This is a genomic window from Pseudomonas sp. FDAARGOS_761, from assembly GCF_013343155.1.
Lineage (GTDB): Bacteria > Pseudomonadota > Gammaproteobacteria > Pseudomonadales > Pseudomonadaceae > Pseudomonas > Pseudomonas aeruginosa.
In genome coordinates this window covers 5,594,508-5,610,283 of sequence record NZ_CP054572.1, presented here as the reverse complement: position 1 = coordinate 5,610,283, position 15,776 = coordinate 5,594,508, and the positions used below count along the sequence as shown (strand labels likewise).

10 protein-coding genes and 2 pseudogenes are annotated in these 15,776 nt (G+C 61.0%); 4 read left to right on the top strand and 8 right to left on the bottom strand.

Going from position 1 to position 15,776, the window contains the following annotated elements; genetic code table 11:
• Positions 1 to 65: 65 nt before the first annotated feature.
• The 4 genes from FOC67_RS26140 to cfaB all read right to left on the bottom strand — a co-directional run bounded on the left by FOC67_RS26140 (position 66) and on the right by cfaB (position 4,867).
• Positions 66 to 464, bottom strand: coding sequence for a DUF1850 domain-containing protein (locus FOC67_RS26140; RefSeq protein ID WP_009316047.1), 399 nt, complete (start codon positions 462 to 464; stop codon positions 66 to 68).
• Positions 461 to 2,485 (bottom strand): TRAP transporter permease, encoded by a 2,025-nt coding sequence (locus FOC67_RS26135; protein WP_003097101.1) that lies wholly within the window; start codon positions 2,483 to 2,485, stop codon positions 461 to 463. The genes FOC67_RS26140 and FOC67_RS26135 overlap by 4 nt, the downstream gene beginning before the upstream one ends.
• Positions 2,486 to 2,559: 74 nt before the next feature.
• A complete protein-coding gene (locus FOC67_RS26130) occupies positions 2,560 to 3,519 on the bottom strand; it encodes a TAXI family TRAP transporter solute-binding subunit (RefSeq protein WP_003097103.1) in 960 nt (319 codons plus the stop codon).
• A gap of 163 nt (positions 3,520 to 3,682) precedes the next feature.
• A complete protein-coding gene (gene cfaB / locus FOC67_RS26125) occupies positions 3,683 to 4,867 on the bottom strand; it encodes a C17 cyclopropane fatty acid synthase CfaB (RefSeq protein WP_003109143.1) in 1,185 nt (394 codons plus the stop codon).
• 237 nt (positions 4,868 to 5,104) lie between these two features.
• Here cfaB and FOC67_RS26120 point away from each other — a divergent pair, with 237 nt between their 5' ends.
• The 4 genes and pseudogenes from FOC67_RS26120 to FOC67_RS26105 all read left to right on the top strand — a co-directional run bounded on the left by FOC67_RS26120 (position 5,105) and on the right by FOC67_RS26105 (position 10,353).
• Entirely contained in the window at positions 5,105 to 5,728 is a 624-nt protein-coding gene (locus FOC67_RS26120) for an HAD-IB family phosphatase (RefSeq protein ID WP_003097106.1), read from the top strand.
• Between the two features lie 353 nt (positions 5,729 to 6,081).
• Positions 6,082 to 7,287, top strand: coding sequence for an MFS transporter (locus FOC67_RS26115; protein ID WP_009316048.1), 1,206 nt, complete (start codon positions 6,082 to 6,084; stop codon positions 7,285 to 7,287).
• 569 nt (positions 7,288 to 7,856) lie between these two features.
• Positions 7,857 to 8,803, top strand: a pseudogene (locus FOC67_RS26110) (IS3 family transposase).
• Between the two features lie 560 nt (positions 8,804 to 9,363).
• The gene (locus tag FOC67_RS26105) at positions 9,364 to 10,353 is read left to right on the top strand and encodes a hypothetical protein (protein WP_009316050.1); all 990 of its coding nucleotides are present in this window, start codon (positions 9,364 to 9,366) and stop codon (positions 10,351 to 10,353) included.
• Between the two features lie 160 nt (positions 10,354 to 10,513).
• On the opposite strand, the gene FOC67_RS26100 is transcribed toward FOC67_RS26105, so the two are convergent.
• The 4 genes and pseudogenes from FOC67_RS26100 to FOC67_RS26085 form a co-directional block, all read right to left on the bottom strand.
• Positions 10,514 to 12,433: a S8 family peptidase gene (locus tag FOC67_RS26100; RefSeq protein WP_218581110.1), complete on the bottom strand. Its 1,920-nt coding sequence runs from the start codon at positions 12,431 to 12,433 to the stop codon at positions 10,514 to 10,516.
• Positions 12,434 to 12,897: 464 nt separating this feature from the next.
• Positions 12,898 to 13,875, bottom strand: a complete 978-nt coding sequence (locus tag FOC67_RS26095; RefSeq protein ID WP_199806075.1) for an AAA family ATPase — start codon at positions 13,873 to 13,875, stop codon at positions 12,898 to 12,900.
• 418 nt (positions 13,876 to 14,293) lie between these two features.
• A pseudogene (locus tag FOC67_RS26090) lies at positions 14,294 to 14,506 on the bottom strand (IS3 family transposase); the annotation flags it as partial.
• 29 nt (positions 14,507 to 14,535) lie between these two features.
• Positions 14,536 to 15,674, bottom strand: a protein-coding gene (locus FOC67_RS26085) for an IS3 family transposase (RefSeq protein WP_126433622.1) whose coding sequence is annotated in 2 segments (ribosomal slippage) — positions 14,536 to 15,425 and positions 15,425 to 15,674 — 1,140 coding nt in all. Because the reading frame shifts where the segments join, the coding sequence is not laid out codon by codon here.
• Positions 15,675 to 15,776: the final 102 nt, after the last annotated feature.

Below are 15,776 nucleotides of genomic sequence, written 5' to 3'. Positions count from 1 at the left end.
AAGCAGCTCCGGCTTCGTCGTTTTTATGGATGTGGACTGGCGTCGCAGGGTTATCCACAGGACGTTCAGTCGCTCGGGTCCCGTATCGGACACGCCCAGAGTTCGACCGCCGGGCGCTCAGGGTCCGGCGGACCGATCCAGCGCGCCAGCGCATCGCAGCGCCCCTGACGGCAGATCCGGTAGTCGCCGGCCTCCGGCGTGCGCCCCAGTCGCAAAGGTTGCAGCGGCGGCAACACACGGCGGTAATGCCAGGCGCCGTCACGCAGCACGGCGCCCTCGGGAATCTCCATCCCCGCCCCGCTGCCCCGCACCCGGGCCTCTTCCAGCAGCAGGCCGCGCTCGCTCAGGCGATAGTCTTCTTCCCAGAGCACCTTCTCGACCGTATGTTGCCAGGCCAGGGTGAACGACTGCAGCGGCAGCGTCGCCCAGACGCTGCCGGCCATGCCCAGGCACAGCGCGATCACGCCACCGCCTCGCGCGCACGCTGGCGCCAGAGGTGCCAGCCGATCACCAGCGCGCCGAGGACGAAGCCCAGCTCGTCGCTGATCGGCAAGGCCAGGACCAGGCTGGCTCCCGCGGCGAACGCCACCAGGCGCTCCCACCAGGCCAGCGGCCCCTGCAGGTAGCCGATGGAAGCCATGCCCCACAGGCCGATGGCCAGCACCGCCTTGCAGGTGACATAGAGCGTCGCCCCCCAACCGCCTTCCTGCAGCATCAGCGCCGGGGAATACACCGCCATGAACGGCACCACGAAACCCGCCAGGGCGATGCGCACCGCCCAGAAGCTGATCTTCAATCCCCTTTCCTTGGCGATCGGCGCCGCCGCGAAGCAGGCCAGCGCCACCGGAGGGGTGAGGTCGGCGAGGATGCCGAAGTAGAAGACGAACATGTGCGAGACGATCAGCGGCACCCCCAGTTCCAGCAGCGCCGGCGCGGCGATGGAGCTGGTGATGATGTAGTTGGGGATGGTCGGGATGCCCATTCCCAGGACCAGGCAGGTGACCATGGTCAGGACCAGCGACAGCAGCAGGTTCTCCCGTCCCAGGTCGAGCACGTAGCTGGCGAAGGTGGTGGCGATGCCGGTCAGCGAAATCACCCCGATGATGACTCCCACCAGGGTGCAGGCGATGCCCACCGGAATCGCATGTCGCGCACCTTCTGCGAGGGCGCGGACGCAGATGCGCAGGGTTTCCCGGCCGCCACGGACGAACCAGCAGGCCAGGGCCAGGGCCGCGATCACAACGAAGATCACTCCGATGCCGAGGCGGAAGAACCCCGCGCAGAGCAGCCCCAGCGCCACCCAGAAGGCGATGCGCAGGCCGAGCGAGGACACCCGCAGGATGATCGCCGAACCAAGGATGACGATGGCGGTCAGCGCCAGACCAATGGTTCCGGAGAACAGCGGCGTGCGCCCGGAGAACAGCAGCGCGATCAGCACCAGCAACGGAATCAGCAGGAACCAGCGCTCGCGGACGGCACCCCAGGCGCTCGGACACTGCTCGCGCGGCAGGCCCTTGAGGTCGGCCCGGCGGGCCTCGAGATGGACCATCCAGTACACCGAGCCGAAATACAGCAAGGCCGGGATCAGCGCCGCCTTGGCGATCTCCACGTAGGGGACGTTGATGGTCTCGGCCATGATGAACGCCACCGCCCCCATCACCGGCGGCATCAGTTGGCTGCCCATGCTCGCGGTCGCCTCGACGCCGCCGGCGAACGCCGGCTTGTAGCCGAAACGCTTCATCAGCGGGATGGTGAACTGTCCGGTGGTGACCACGTTGGCCACGCCGGAGCCGGTGATGGTGCCCATCAGCGCCGAGGAGAATACCGAGACCTTGGCCGGCCCGCCGACCCGGTGGCCGAACAGGCCCATGGCGAAATCGGTGAACAGGCGGATCATGCCGGCCTGCTCGAGGAAGGCGCCGAACAGGATGAACAGATAGATGTAGGTTGCCGACACGTAGGTCGGCGTGCCGTAGAGACCTTCGGTACCGAACGACAGCTGGTTGACGATCTGGTCGAAGCCGTAGCCGCGGTGGGCCAGGTCGCCCGGCAGGTGTTCGCCGAACAGGCCATAGGCAAGAAACAGCGCGCAGATGATCGGCAAGGCGATGCCCATCACCCGTCGCGCCGCCTCGAAGACCAGGACGATCAGTACCACGCCGACGACCATGTCGGCCTGGGTCAGCTCTCCGGAGCGCTGGATCAGGTCGGCCTCGAAAACCCACTGGTAGACCGCCGTGCCCAGGCCGGCCATGCCCAGCAACCAGGCCAACGGCTGCCAGGGGCGACGTATGCCGAAGGCGGGATAGCTGATGTACACCACCAGCAACAGCAGTCCGACGTGCATTGCCCGCAGGACCTGGGTGGAAATCAGGGGAAAGGCCGCGGTGACGACCTGGAACACGGAAAAGGCCAGGGCCACGGCGAACAGCGCGCGCGGCCAGTTTTCCGCCTCGAGGTGCAGCCCGTTCTGATGATCGCTCATGCATCGACTCCCTACAGCCGGAAACGCGGGGAACCCGGTCCGCCGCACGGACCGGGGCTACGGAGAAACGGGCCTCACTCGGGCAGTACGCCCTTCTCCTTGTAGAAGCGCTCGGCGCCGGGATGCAGCGGAATCGGCAGGTTCTTCGCCGCCTTGTCCAGGGCGATGTCCTTGGCGGCAGCATGGGCGGTGACCAGGCGCGGCAGGTTGTCGAACATCAGCTTGGTCATCTGGTAGGCCAGCTCGTCGCTGACCCCGGAGTGGCTGACCAGGATATTGTCGATCGCCACCGTCGGCACGTCCTGCTCCTGGCCGTCGTAGGTGCCGGCGGGAATGCTCGCGGCGTGGTAGGCCGGGCTGTCGATCTTCGCCACCACGTCCGCCGGGATCGCGACGAAGGTGATCGGCATGGTCGAGGCCAGGTCGCGGATGGCCGCCATGCCCAAGCCGGAGGATTGCAGCGTAGCGTCGAGCTGGCGGTTCTTGATCAGCTCCACCGACTCGGCGTAGGGCAGGTACTCCACCTTGCCCATGTCCTCGTAGCTCAGGCCGGCGGCCTTGAAGATCGCCCGGGCGTTCAGCTCGGTACCGCTCTTGGGCGCGCCCACCGAAATGCGTTTGCCTTTCAGGTCGGCCAGGGTCTTGATGCCCGAGGCTTGGCTGGCCACTACCTGGATATAGTTCGGATAGGTATTGCCGATAGCCCGCAGCTTTTTCAACGGCGCCTTGAAGCCGGCGTCGGCGACCCCGTTCCAGGCGTCGGCGACCGAGTCGCCCAGCGCCAGCGCCAGTTCTCCACGCCCGGCCTGCAGCAGGTTGAGGTTCTCGACCGAGGCCTTGGTGGCCTGCACCGAGGTTTTCGCGCCCTGGATATCGTGCCCGTAGATCTGCGAGAGGCCGACCCCTATGGGGTAATAGACCCCGCTGGTGCCGCCGGTGAGGATATTGATGAAGGTCGGCGCGGCGAAGACCGCGGTACTGAAGGTCACCGTTGCGGCAAGCGTGAAAAGACCGAAGCGTCTGCTCAGCGACATGGGAAGTCTCCTGTTCTTATCGTTGTTGTCGCGCTGTCGCGGAAGCGTCCCGGCTTCCCTCGACCGCGCAGGACTTCGTGCAGACTAGACCGCCCCGCCACGCAGGACAATCCGCAAGGACCGATTGCGCGACCGGCTCCGCAAGGGAGCCGGTCGCCGGCGTTCAGGCGTACAGGTCGCGCCGCGACCAGGGCAGCTCGTGGGAGCCATCCTCGTGGGGGCGAATGGCGAGGATCTGGTGCAGGTTGATCCAGCCGCGCTTGAAGCCGTAGGCGCATCCGGCCAGGTACAGCCGCCAGATCCGCAGGGTTTCCTCGGGCACCAGGCGAGCCGCCTCCTTCAGCCTGGCTTCCAGGTTGGCGCTCCAGAAGTCCAGGGTCCGGGCGTAGTGCAGACGCAGGCTTTCCACGTCGACTACTTCCAGCCCGGCTTCGCTCATCCGCGCCACCGCCAGCGACAGGTGCGGCAGCTCGCCGTGGGGAAACACGTAGCGATCGATGAAGTCGCCGGCCCCCTTGCCCACCGGGCGGCCGTCGGTGTAGCGCGAGGTGATGCCGTGGTTCATCACCAGGCCGCCGGGACGCACCGCATCGTAGAGTTGCTGGAAGTACAGCCCCAGGTTGGCGTGCCCGACGTGCTCGAACATGCCGACGCTGACCACCTTGTCGAAGCGACCATCGCGCGGCAGGTCGCGGTAGTCCAGCAGCTTGAGGGTGACCCGGTCCTCCAGGCCTTCGGCCTTGACCCGCTTCCGCCCGAGCGCCAGCTGCTCCTTGCTCAATGTGATGCCAGTGACCTCGACGCCGAACTCGCGAGCGGCCAGGCGCGCCAGGCCCCCCCAGCCGCAACCGACATCGAGCAGCTTCTCGCCCGGCTGCAAACGCAGCTTGCGGCACAGGTGACGGAGCTTGGCCAGTTGCGCGGTGGCGAGGTCTTCCTTGCCGGTCTCGAAATAAGCGCAGGAATAGACCATTTCCGGATCCAGCCAGAGCTGGTAGAAATCGTTGGACAGGTCGTAGTGGTAATGGATGGCTTCGGCGTCGGTGTCCTTGTCGTGGCTTTCGCGAACCGGCGGCGCGCCGCCATCGGGTTCGCCGAGCGCTTCGCTGAGGGCATCGCCGATACCGATGACCTGGCTGATCGGTCCTTCGATGTCGAGACGCTTCTCGACGTAGGCCTTGCCCAGCGCATCGAGGCTGGGATGGGTGATCTCGGTTAGCAGCGAGGGATCGCGAATGACCATGGTTACCTGTGGATCCGGCCCCAGATCGAACGCCTGAGCATCGCCGATGCGGATCCGCAACGGCAGTTGCAGGGACAGCAACTCAGAGGGGAGCTGTGCAATCATGCCAAACCTCCTGGTCACAAGACGGAATCACTATAGTCCAGTACCTTGATAGAGTTTTGCTATCGGCTACTTAGCCTCCTATCTATCGATGCAAAACCCCTGAACACTCGGATTCAGGTTAGCAGCCAGTCTGCCTATGAATAATTGACAGTTTTGATATACAAACTTTCCCTTGCTGCAATAACGGAACGACGCATAGTCCGTGTCAAAGGAAAGGAAGCGATATAAGGAACGCCGATGAACGAGACCGTGTCCCTCGAAACACGCGAAGTACGCTTTCTCTCCGTGTTCGACTTCGACGGTACGCTGACATACCGAGACAGCTTCGTGCCCTTCCTGCGCTTCGCCTTCGGCAACCGAGTGTTCGTCCGCCGCATGCTGCGCATGGCAGGACCCAGCCTGGCCTATCTCTGCCGGCGTATCGGCCGCGACGACCTGAAGGCGCGCCTGATCGCCACCTTCCTCACCGATGTGCCCGTACATGTGCTGGAAGAACGGGCGCTGGCCTACCAGAACCGCTTCTGGGAAACACTGATGCGTCCCCACGCATTGACCGCGGTGGCCGACCAGGTCAGCAGCGGCAGCACCGTGACCATCTGTTCCGCCTCCCCTTCGCTGCTACTCAGGCCGTTCGCCGAGAAGCTCGGGGTGCACCTGATCGCCACCGAGCTGGAAGTGGTAGACGGCGTACTGACCGGCAGGATCGTCGGCCGCAACTGCCGGCGCGACGAGAAAGTCTGCCGCCTGGAGCGGCACTACGGTCCGCTGACCCAATACTCCCTACGCGCCTGGGGCGACTCGCGCGGCGATACGGAACTGCTGGCGGCGGCGCTGGAGCGCTTCTGGAAACCGTTCCGCTGACCTGTTGCCGGGTATGGTCTGGTCCGAGTATCAATCCAAAGTGGGAACCAAACCGGGGCGAATGTCGCGATATCCGGCAGGAGAGCAAAATTCGGCTAACGTTCCGATAGGGTAGTTTCTCCTGCGCTCCCAAGCCCGGGCGGTTCCGCTTGCGGCGATACTCCGAAGCCTTCTTCGATGAAATCGTGCACTGGCGCCCGGAATCTCGCTTCGTTCCCTTCTTTTCTCCCCGCCGTTCCCGCACCAGCCACACAACCATCCCCTCCATAGCCCGAGCGGTTCAGCCCTGGCGCCGGCTCCGCGAGCCGGCGCCCCCTTGGCGTTCGTCCGCTCATTCAGCCAAAGAGAACATCATGAACCAGAAAATTCCCCCGCCTTCACAGAAGCTCGACGGCCTGTTCCTGCTGGCCCTGTCGATGGCCGTGTTCTTCGTCGGCGTGACCGAGTTCATGCTGTCCTCCATGCTCGGGCCGCTGGCGCAGGCGTTCCACACCACTACCAGCGGCGCCGCCTGGCTGATCTCCAGCTACGCGTTCTCCTATGCGATCGCCGCGCCGTTGCTGGGCTACTTCTCCGACCGCATGCAACGCAGGAAGCTGCTGCTGCTCGCCCTGATCCTCTTCGCCGTCGATACCCTGGCCATCGTCATCGCCCCGACCCTGGAAATTGCCGTTGTCCTGCGGGTAATCGGGGGCATCGCCTCGGCAATCATCATTCCGACCACCTTCGCCCTGGTCGCGGAGGTGGTCGCCCCGCAAAGACAGGCCGGTGCCATGGGCCAGGTGATGCTCGGCATGACCCTCGGCATTGCCGCCGGCCCGGCACTGGCCGGCCTCCTCTCGGACTTCTTCGGCTGGGCGACGCCCTTCCTGATGGTCTCGTGCGGTTGCGTGCTGGTCTTCCTGATGGCGCGCCAGCGCCTTCCCGTGCAAGCCGTGGCACCGCGCGCCGAGGGCCACGCGCTGGGCTGGTGCAGGCAATGGAGCATCCTCAGGCCACTGATCGCCAAGGGGGCCTGGAACGGCACCGGGGTCGCCGGCCTGCTTCTCTCGGGAGAGGTGCTGCGCCAGCGCTACGGCTTCAGCACCGCGCAGATAGGCGTCAGCATCGCCGCCTTCGGCGTGGGCCTGGCCGTGGGCAACCTCGCCGCGGGTTACCTGCGGCGCTACCTGAAGCGCGACGAAGACATGCTCCTGCTGGTGCTGGCGCTCCTGGTGCTATCGATGTCGACCTTCATGCTCCTGCCGCTACCGTTGCCCGTGGCGCTCTTCTGCCTGGGCGCCTGGGGCACCGCGCTGGGCCTGGGCGCGCCGGCGGGCACGGTGGTACTCGCCTCGCGCTCCGGGCCGGACAAGGGCATGGTGCTGTCGTTCGCCGAGACGTTCAACAACATCGCCATTCTCGCCAGCGTGCCCCTGGCTGTGCGACTGCTGGAGCTGAAGGGGCCGCCCGCCACCCTGTGGGTATTGGGCATCGGCCTGGGGATCGGCGCCTGGTTCACCGTGCTGGACTGGTTCGCCAGCCGCAGGAGCGACGAGGCGCTGCCGTTGCGCGATTGACGGCGGGCGTCGCGATCGCCGGGGCCGCATGCCTGCCCCGGTGTGTACGCCAAATAAAGATTGTCACAGCCATGTGCGACTTCCGTGGGCTCTAGAGCCCTATCGAGACAGTCGTTAAAAAATAGAGATTGTCACAAATCTCACTGCTACACCAAAAAAGGGCGCACTGCAATAAATAAAGATTGTCACAACGAAGCCTGAATGGGCGCTGGTCCATAGTAGACTCCGCCAACACGCCGAGCGACAAGTCGACAAAGCCCTGCGCCTGGCGCATCCGACGGCATAAGCATAAACGGTCTATCAGGTTGTCGCTCCTCGTCCAACCCAGTCCGCAGCTGAGCTCAATAAATTTGGCTTCAGTTGCGACCACAACGAACCAGTGGCCGCCTCCCGGAGCTGACGTCGCAGGAGCCCAGCAGGCTAATCAGCAGAGTTCCCTTGAGGACAGACGGCATTAGCGACCTCCTCACGGGTTGGCTTCCTTCTATCAGATAGAACACCATATGTAGTGGTCTACTGATCCCGGACACCGATTTAGGCGAGAATCCTCGCCGTGAGAGAGGTGTCTGATGAGCAAGCAACGACGTACGTTTTCCGCCGAGTTCAAACGAGAGGCTGCCGCCTTGGTGCTGGACCAAGGCTACAGCCATATCGACGCCTGCCGTTCGCTGGGGGTGGTGGACTCGGCCTTGCGCCGTTGGGTGAAGCAGCTCGAGGCGGAGCGCCAGGGTGTGACCCCGAAGAGCAAGGCGTTGACGCCTGAGCAGCAAAAGATCCAGGAGCTGGAAGCCCGGATCAACCGGCTGGAGCGGGAGAAAGCGATATTAAAAAAGGCTACCGCTCTCTTGATGTCGGACGAACTCGATCGTACGCGCTGATAGACCAGTTGAGTGAGCAGGAGTCGGTGGAAGTGGTCTGTTCAGCTTTCGATGTGGCGCGGTCTTGCTACTACGTCCACCGTCTTCGACGGCGGCGTGTCGATGCTCGCCGCGTGGCTCTACGCAGCCAGGTCAACCAGTTGTTCAACCAGAGTCGGGGCTCGGCCGGCAGCCGCAGCATTCTGGGCATGCTGCGCGAAGAGGGCGTGACCATCGGCCGTTTCCGAGTGCGTCGGTTGATGCGTGAGCTGGGCCTGGTCAGCAAGCAACCGGGCTCGCACGCCTACAAACAGGCCACGGTTGAGCGGCCGGATATCCCGAATCGGCTGAACCGCGAATTCGCGACCGAGCATCCCAATCAGGTGTGGTGTGGCGACATCACCTACGTCTGGGCGCAAGGCCGTTGGCACTACCTGGCCGCGGTGCTGGATCTGCATACCCGGCGGGTGATCGGTTGGGCGTTCTCGGCCAAGCCGGATGCCGAGCTGGTGATCAAGGCCCTGGACATGGTCTACGAACAGCGCGGCAGGCCACAGCAGGTGCTGTTCCATAACTGGATCAGGCCGCATCAATTCAACGACGGGCTACCGCCTGCGGTGGCCGAAGAAAAACTCAACCCACTGTCCGGGATGGGTTGACCACCACACGCCGTGCATTCTCTGCCGCTGGTCCACGTCCTGGAGATCGCGTCGTGCACTGCCTGAACTACTGCATGTGGACTGGCGGATTGCCACTACGGGAGACGCCAACTCCCCATCGCAAGAAACGACGGATGGAGCACTCGAAGGATCTTCGTAACGAAGCGTCGATCTGCGGCCGTAGATGTCTGCGACGGTTTCTTGGGCGATAGAAGGATCCCTGGTACCAGTTGGTGCAGGGCTGATTATTTTTCGGCTTCCTTTCGGGCAGGCAGCAGTACTTAGCGGCTCGTCCTGAGGAGGATCTACGGAAGCTGCACGCCACTACCCCTTCTCAATAGCACCCACGTACCGCTAATCGTACTTTCCATTGATACAACCTATGCAGCTTGTTTCCTCAGCGACGATTCGAGTACAGTCGGGATACGGTTTTAGGCCAGGGTCACTCCCTTAGCAGCTGCGAGCTAGACAGTGTTGCAATGCCGTTTTGCGCCTGAAACTCCATTAGTTTCCGGCAGTGTAATTCGTAGCCTGACCGGTCAACTGATGGAGACATCATCATGCCATTCGGCACTCAATCTGCGTTTGATACCTACGCACGCAACCTCTACAACGCTGCATCCGAAGTCTTTTCTCTCAGCCGCTCGAAGCTCAACGAGGCACTCGCTCGCGGGTACGGATTCCGCACCTATGCGGCCCTTTGCGCACACCTGAAAAATGGTCCTCTGGAGAGTACTCGGATATTCGACCACGCTGCTTTTCTGAGCAGCTTGGCCCGTCTCGAAGACTGGTCAAAGGCCTCGATGGTGGCCGTCCTTGTTGAAGGGCACACCTTCGACATCGAAATCACCAAATGGCCTGCTGGCACCCCCCGGCGTAACGAACCTGGCGATCTGGAAACGTCCTATCACATCTCTCTAAACATCTCGGAGGCAGATGGCAGTAAAGCCCAAGGCCGGCAGCCATTCACACTGCCGGAGTTCGCGAAATCTGTGATGGACGAAAAATTCCGAGTCGACTCGGGACACACATACCGAGTAACAGAGGGCCTGTATGTCAGTCGCTTCCGCAATGGGAGGGACACACTTCGGGCACTTGTCACGGAGGGGCGTTGGGGAGGCGAAGCATTCATTTACGGTACTGAGGAGCAGTTGGATGATTCGCGCACCCTGCAATGGATCAAATCCTCAATGGCAAAAGCTGTGCTCCCCACGACCTCAAATCGGGTGGTCTGCGATCTCTATCACCCGGATAAGTATGATCCCAATGCTCGCCGGATCGAGATCAGACTTGCCCCCCAAGTGCTGGAATTCCTCGACTCCACGCCCCTCCACTTCGAAATTCCGGCGATGGAAAAGCGGTTCTTTGTCATGGACGATGGACGCAGCCATACCGTGGCAGAGGGTGTGATCGTCGACGGTTTCTGGGGCTCTGCGGTCAACTCCAACGGCATCGCCGAAGCTGAGAATCCAACCCCTCTGGAGGAAGTGAGGGTACGGCTGCAGATTGCCGTGGAAGAAAGCCTCTCGAGGGCTGGCTACAACGGCTAAGGGTGGAACCTGCGAAAGTGCCCGTGACAGTATGCGGGCACTTTCGCCGACTTCTCAGACCGGTCAATTCAACGACCCGCGACTACCGATTAATGCCTCACCGAGTAGCTGCAGAAATGTGCGCAGGGTAGAGCTACACCACGCAGATAGATTAATAACTTCAGGCCAAAATCCGTGGGCGGACACGTACACGTTGCTCAACGTGCTGGTAGATCTGCACACCCGCGTTATGGGCAATTTCAACAACGACTGCGTATCGCTGCTCATTGAGGAAATCAGCCCAACCAGACTCGCAGCGGACAACCAGGTAGTACGTGTCCCCATAGTGCGTCAGCTCACCACGCCTAAAGGTCACGCAGCTGGTTTGCACTGAACCTTTCTCCCGCAAGGTAGGCCTCGGGACCATGTCGCAAACCTTGGCAGGGGCGATCGGGGGGGCGGCACCTTCATCCCTGGACCTCCAGCGGAAATGCTCCACCACCTCATCCAAGGTCACGCCACGAAGCATGCGATAGTTCATGTGAACGCCGGCATAGTCGACTCTTGTGTGTCGAACCGGTGGGTCGTATGCCAGGGTGATCGTTATCGTCCTATCGCCCGGTTGATTGAGGTACGGCTCAGGAATCGGGATTTCGAAGACAGCAAAGCTATCAAGGGGAAGAGCATCTTCTGCATACAGGACGACACGCGCGTCATCGGAGTACACGGCCCTTTCAACACCAATAAATCCGTTGCCGCAGATATGGCGAGTAGCCTCAGGGTCCAAATGGATAAGACGCTGCTTGGCCTGGTCCGGCACAGTTGCCGCGCCAACCAGAAGTGCCCTCAGCAGGTTTGCCGAAGCCTCGGGAAAACGACCCAGTAACTGGGCCGCCTTATGAGCAGCCATGGGTGTGGAATATGACGTGCCTGAAGCCGTCCTCAGCATCTGCTCCAAATAGCGATGATTCAATGTAAGAATCCCCGCGCTTGGCTGGTCGTATCCGGTACGCGGGCCGGCAAGCGGGTCGTAAACAAGTGTTCCCCCCAGATCCACCAGATCTGGCTTTATTGCCCCCCCAATGCCTGGGCCGACGCGAGTGAAAGGCGACGGCTCATACGGACCAGTAATTGGTCGAATGCCAACCCCAGCATCTTGAAGTGCTTGGTCAATCCCATTTCCATGAGCGATGGAGCCAACGGTCAGGACGTTTAGAGCTGCCGATGGCTCCAGAAAGCGGTTAGAGGCCTCTAAAAGATAGTCAGGGTATCCAGTTACACTTTCCTCCTGCCGCTCCCCTTGCCGCGGCATACGATTACCTGCTGAGACAAGGATCAGAACATCCAGCTCGCGAGCAAGCTCATCCAAGGTGGCTGTCCAGGGACCTACTTTGCCACCGGCATATGGAGCGCTCTTAATGTCAGCCAGAGAGATGCTGAAAATCCTGCAGCCAAACTCACGATTCAAGGTAGTCAGGGCATCGCGCATCTGGTTGGTGATCAGGCTATGGTCGTCAAATCCTCCTCGATGATTGACGACGCGTGCCGAACATATCCGCGCCGCGCACACCAGATCGCCACCTTCGGCTAGTTGAGCTCGCAGATCACCAAAAGCAGCAACCCCTGCCACCCGAGTTCCATGCCCAAACTCATCGGCAGTGCCAAGTCCTTCCGGTACACCGATGGCCCCAACTACGACGCCTTCCAGCAGGGGATGCGCGTTGATTCCGCTGTCGAGAATCCCAATGACCGGAGCGTTCTCAAGAACTTCGACTGGCGGGAAGTCCGCCAAATTGAGTTCGAGAGCCTCACGAGTGAACGTGTCGGGTTGGGGGGGGGCGTCGATGACCGCGATGACCTCTACGGAAAGAAGATCGATCAGCAGGCGACCAAGCACTTCAATGCGCAGTAGTGAGATCGCGGGTCCGTTGTACCTGTCATAGACATTTCCGCCCTGCTGCTCAATAAGGTCGGTCAGCTCATCAAGCTTTGCGCCCCGTATTTGGGCAGAGCCGATGTTCCATATTTCAAGATCGAGCAGCATTAGAGCATCTGGATCAATGTCGTCCAGATCCCCAAATCCTTCTTCTCTGAGACGCATACCGAGGCGATCGCGCGGCTCGACAGCTCCGATTGACTCAATTCCGGAGACAAAACCGGCATACGGAGGATTTCTCTGCCCAACGGGGATATCCCCACCGAACGCATCGAGCTGTCTACGAAAATGAGCGAGGTCACCGCTGGAGGAGAAGAGAATTAGCGTCTTGTCTGGATCACTGGATAAGAGCTCCAACCCCGCATTATGCCAGTCCTGCTCCAGTAGGCCCTCTGTCATCCTCACCCGCAGGATGAGCGACGGGTCGACAATGCCTGGCCGTTTACGAGCAACTTGTTGATCAACAGCCTGCGTCAGCTCAGCTGTAAGCCGGGCACTGTGCTCTCCGGGGGCCCGGGGGACCGGCGCTCCGAAGCCTGGCCTTTTCCTGCGGGGAAGCTCCGTGGGGAGCCGAATTAAGCGGAGGTGATCATAGCGGGCCATCCTGACCTCACGTGTTACTGGCTAGTTCAGAGCCTTGCGCGTCCTGCCCTTCTACGACTCTCATCTGCAATCGCAGCTGTAAAGTCGGACTCGGCGATTCCCTTACGACGGGCAATGAGAGGCGCCTTGATCGTTTGAATGCAGACTCGCTCGATTTCCGCGAAAGAATAGCCTTCCAGACGATCAACATACTTATCTAGATCAAAGTTGATCACGACATTTTTGAACTTGGTATTCAGGAAGCGTTTGATGAGTGCCTGATCTGGCTTGTCGAACCAGATGACCTCATCGAACCGTCTCCAAATCGCCGGATCCAGTGAACTATCCAAATTGGTCGCAGCGATCATGAAGCCGCGCGGCTGCATGCGATCAATGAACAGCAGAAGGCTATTCACGACCCGACGTAACTCATTGTGCTCTGCTGAGTCGTCGCGCGAGCGAGCCAATGCATCGAACTCATCGAGGAATAAGACACACGGTTGCCGCTTAGCAAACTCAAAGATCTTCCGGACATTTCCAGCCGTTTCGCCTAGGTAAGACGATATCAGGCGATCAAGCTTAACCACGAAGAGCGGCAACCCGAGCTCAGCGGCAAATACCTCAGCACAGAGGGTTTTGCCACACCCAGGCGGGCCGCAGAACAGAAGCTTGGCCCTCACAGCCAAACCATGACGCCGGATTTCTTCGGAGCGCCTGTACTCCTGGAGAAGCCCATCAAAAACGCGCGTATTGGCGTGCGAAAGGGTGATGTCTTTATGCGAATGAACCGGTTCGACTCTCTCAACGAAGTCGTTGGCAGCGTCGGGAAACGGGATCAGCGAAGCCAGCTTTTGAGAGGGGGGCTGTTTGCTTGAGCGAACGTTCGCTGAGGTGGCGTTGTCGAGCGTGTGACGAAGAGATCTAGCGAGAACGCGATTGTTCTTCTGCTCTTCTTCGAGAATGATCTGCTCGGCAACAGCACGGAACTCCTCGTCCCGGCCATAGCTAGCCAGCAGCTTTTTCATCAGTTCGCCACGTGCCATAGCTCTTCCCGTTCGAATCCCTTCGAGGAATTCGAGTACGCCCCCAGTGAAAGCCCTTTCTAGTAGTAAATGCGCTATTTAGCAGCAACCAGCGGGCGATTTTACCCGCTTTGCAGGGGTTCTACACCGACCCTTCGTCCCTACGTTAGCTCACTCTGCAGGGAATTCTCTCCATTCGGTAGTTATTTTTTGCTTTCCAAGGCTTTCATCTGAACAGGCTAAAAACCGGAGAGACATGCCTACCGCATCTCGAGCTTTCGGCGCATCGGCTATCGGCCTTGAAGAGGTTGGCAATTATTCGGGGAACCCTCCAGATTAGGCACATAGGAGCAAAACCGCGGTAGGCACTACGTCTGGAACAACCTTGCCCAATCGCGCTGCTGAAGTGCCAGTGTAGTGGTCAACCCATCCCGGACAGTGGGTTGAGTTTTTCTTCGGCCACCGCAGGCGGTAGCCCGTCGTTGAATTGATGCGGCCTGATCCAGTTATGGAACAGAACCTGCTGTGGCCTGCCGCGCTGTTCGTAGGCCATGTCCAGGGCCTTGATCACCAGCTCGGCATCCGGCTTGGCCGAGAACGCCCAACCGATCACCCGCCGGGTATGCAGATCCAGTGACCTGCCCCCAGTTTTAGTACCGCTGCCTAGTTAGTAGGCCCTGGGGTTGATATTAATTTTTCCTGCTTCAGCTGCTGCTGGCGAGTTCGCCAACTTGCAGCAAATTCTGCCGGGGTGAGATTGCCAATCGCGCTGTGCGGTCGGTGTTCGTTGTAATCCCGCCGCCAGGCCGCGATGCGGATTCTCGCTTCGGCCAGCGAACAGAACCAGTGCTCATTGAGGCATTCGTCCCGGAACTTACCGTTGAACGACTCGATGAAGGCATTCTGCGTGGGCTTACCAGGCTGAATCAGCTTCAGCTTGATGTCGCGCTGATAGGCCCATTGATCGAGTGCCTTGCCGGTGAACTCGGGCCCCTGGTCGGTGCGGATCGCTTTCGGGTAGCCGCGAAACCGCGCCATCTCGTCCAGCGCCCGTGTGACACGAAAGCCGCTGATACCGTGCTCCACCAGGATGCCGACCGACTCCTTGGTGAAGTCATCGACCACCGTCAGGCATTTGATCCGCCGCCCGGTGCTCAGTGCATCGAAGACGAAGTCCATCGACCAGACCTGGTTTGGTGCGCTCGGCAAACTCAGACGTTCGCGCTCCACCGCGACGCCATGGCGGCGGCGCCGCCGTTTCACCATCAAGCCGGCAGCGCGGTACAGGCGATAGATCCGCTTGTGGTTGACCTGCACGCCAGCACGCCGCAGCAGGATGTGCAGGCGGCGATAGCCAAAGCGCCGGCGCTCTTGGGCCAGTTCCACCAGTTGTGCTTGCAGCTCGGTGTTTTGCACACTGGCTCGCGGCTGGTAGCGCAACACCGAGCGGGACAGCCCGATCAACTGACAGGCACGACGCTCGGAGATGCCGGTTCGCGCCTGCATCTCCTGCACCGCCTCCCGCCGTGCTGTCGGGCTTACCCTTTTCCCCGGGCGACCACTTTCAGCGACTCGATGTCGAGGTGGGCCTCGGCGAGCCACTTCTTCAATCGGCTGTTTTCCAGTTCAATATCCTTCAACCGTTTGGCGTCCGCCACGGTCATACCGCCAAACTTGGCCCGCCAGGTGTAGAACGAGGCATCACTGAAGCCGTGTCGGCGACACAGTTTCTTCACCGGCACACCGGCCTCCGCCTGCTTGAGGAAGTCGAGAGTCTGCTCTTCGGTAAAACGCTTTTTCACTGCCGTCTCCTGCTCGGAAAACGGACTCTACTAAGTTTGACATGGTACTGAAATCGGGGGGCAGGTCAGCGCAACGTCTCTTCTTTTTGGATTCGCAAAAGC

Coding starts and splice junctions, on each gene's coding strand:
- FOC67_RS26135 (WP_003097101.1), bottom strand. CDS start 2,485: ATGAGCGATCATCAGAACGGGCTGCACCTCGAGGCGGAAAACTGGCCG.
- FOC67_RS26130 (WP_003097103.1), bottom strand. CDS start 3,519: ATGTCGCTGAGCAGACGCTTCGGTCTTTTCACGCTTGCCGCAACGGTG.
- cfaB (WP_003109143.1), bottom strand. CDS start 4,867: ATGATTGCACAGCTCCCCTCTGAGTTGCTGTCCCTGCAACTGCCGTTG.
- FOC67_RS26120 (WP_003097106.1), top strand. CDS start 5,105: ATGAACGAGACCGTGTCCCTCGAAACACGCGAAGTACGCTTTCTCTCC.
- FOC67_RS26115 (WP_009316048.1), top strand. CDS start 6,082: ATGAACCAGAAAATTCCCCCGCCTTCACAGAAGCTCGACGGCCTGTTC.
- FOC67_RS26105 (WP_009316050.1), top strand. CDS start 9,364: ATGCCATTCGGCACTCAATCTGCGTTTGATACCTACGCACGCAACCTC.
- FOC67_RS26100 (WP_218581110.1), bottom strand. CDS start 12,433: ATGCGTCTCAGAGAAGAAGGATTTGGGGATCTGGACGACATTGATCCA.
- FOC67_RS26095 (WP_199806075.1), bottom strand. CDS start 13,875: ATGAAAAAGCTGCTGGCTAGCTATGGCCGGGACGAGGAGTTCCGTGCT.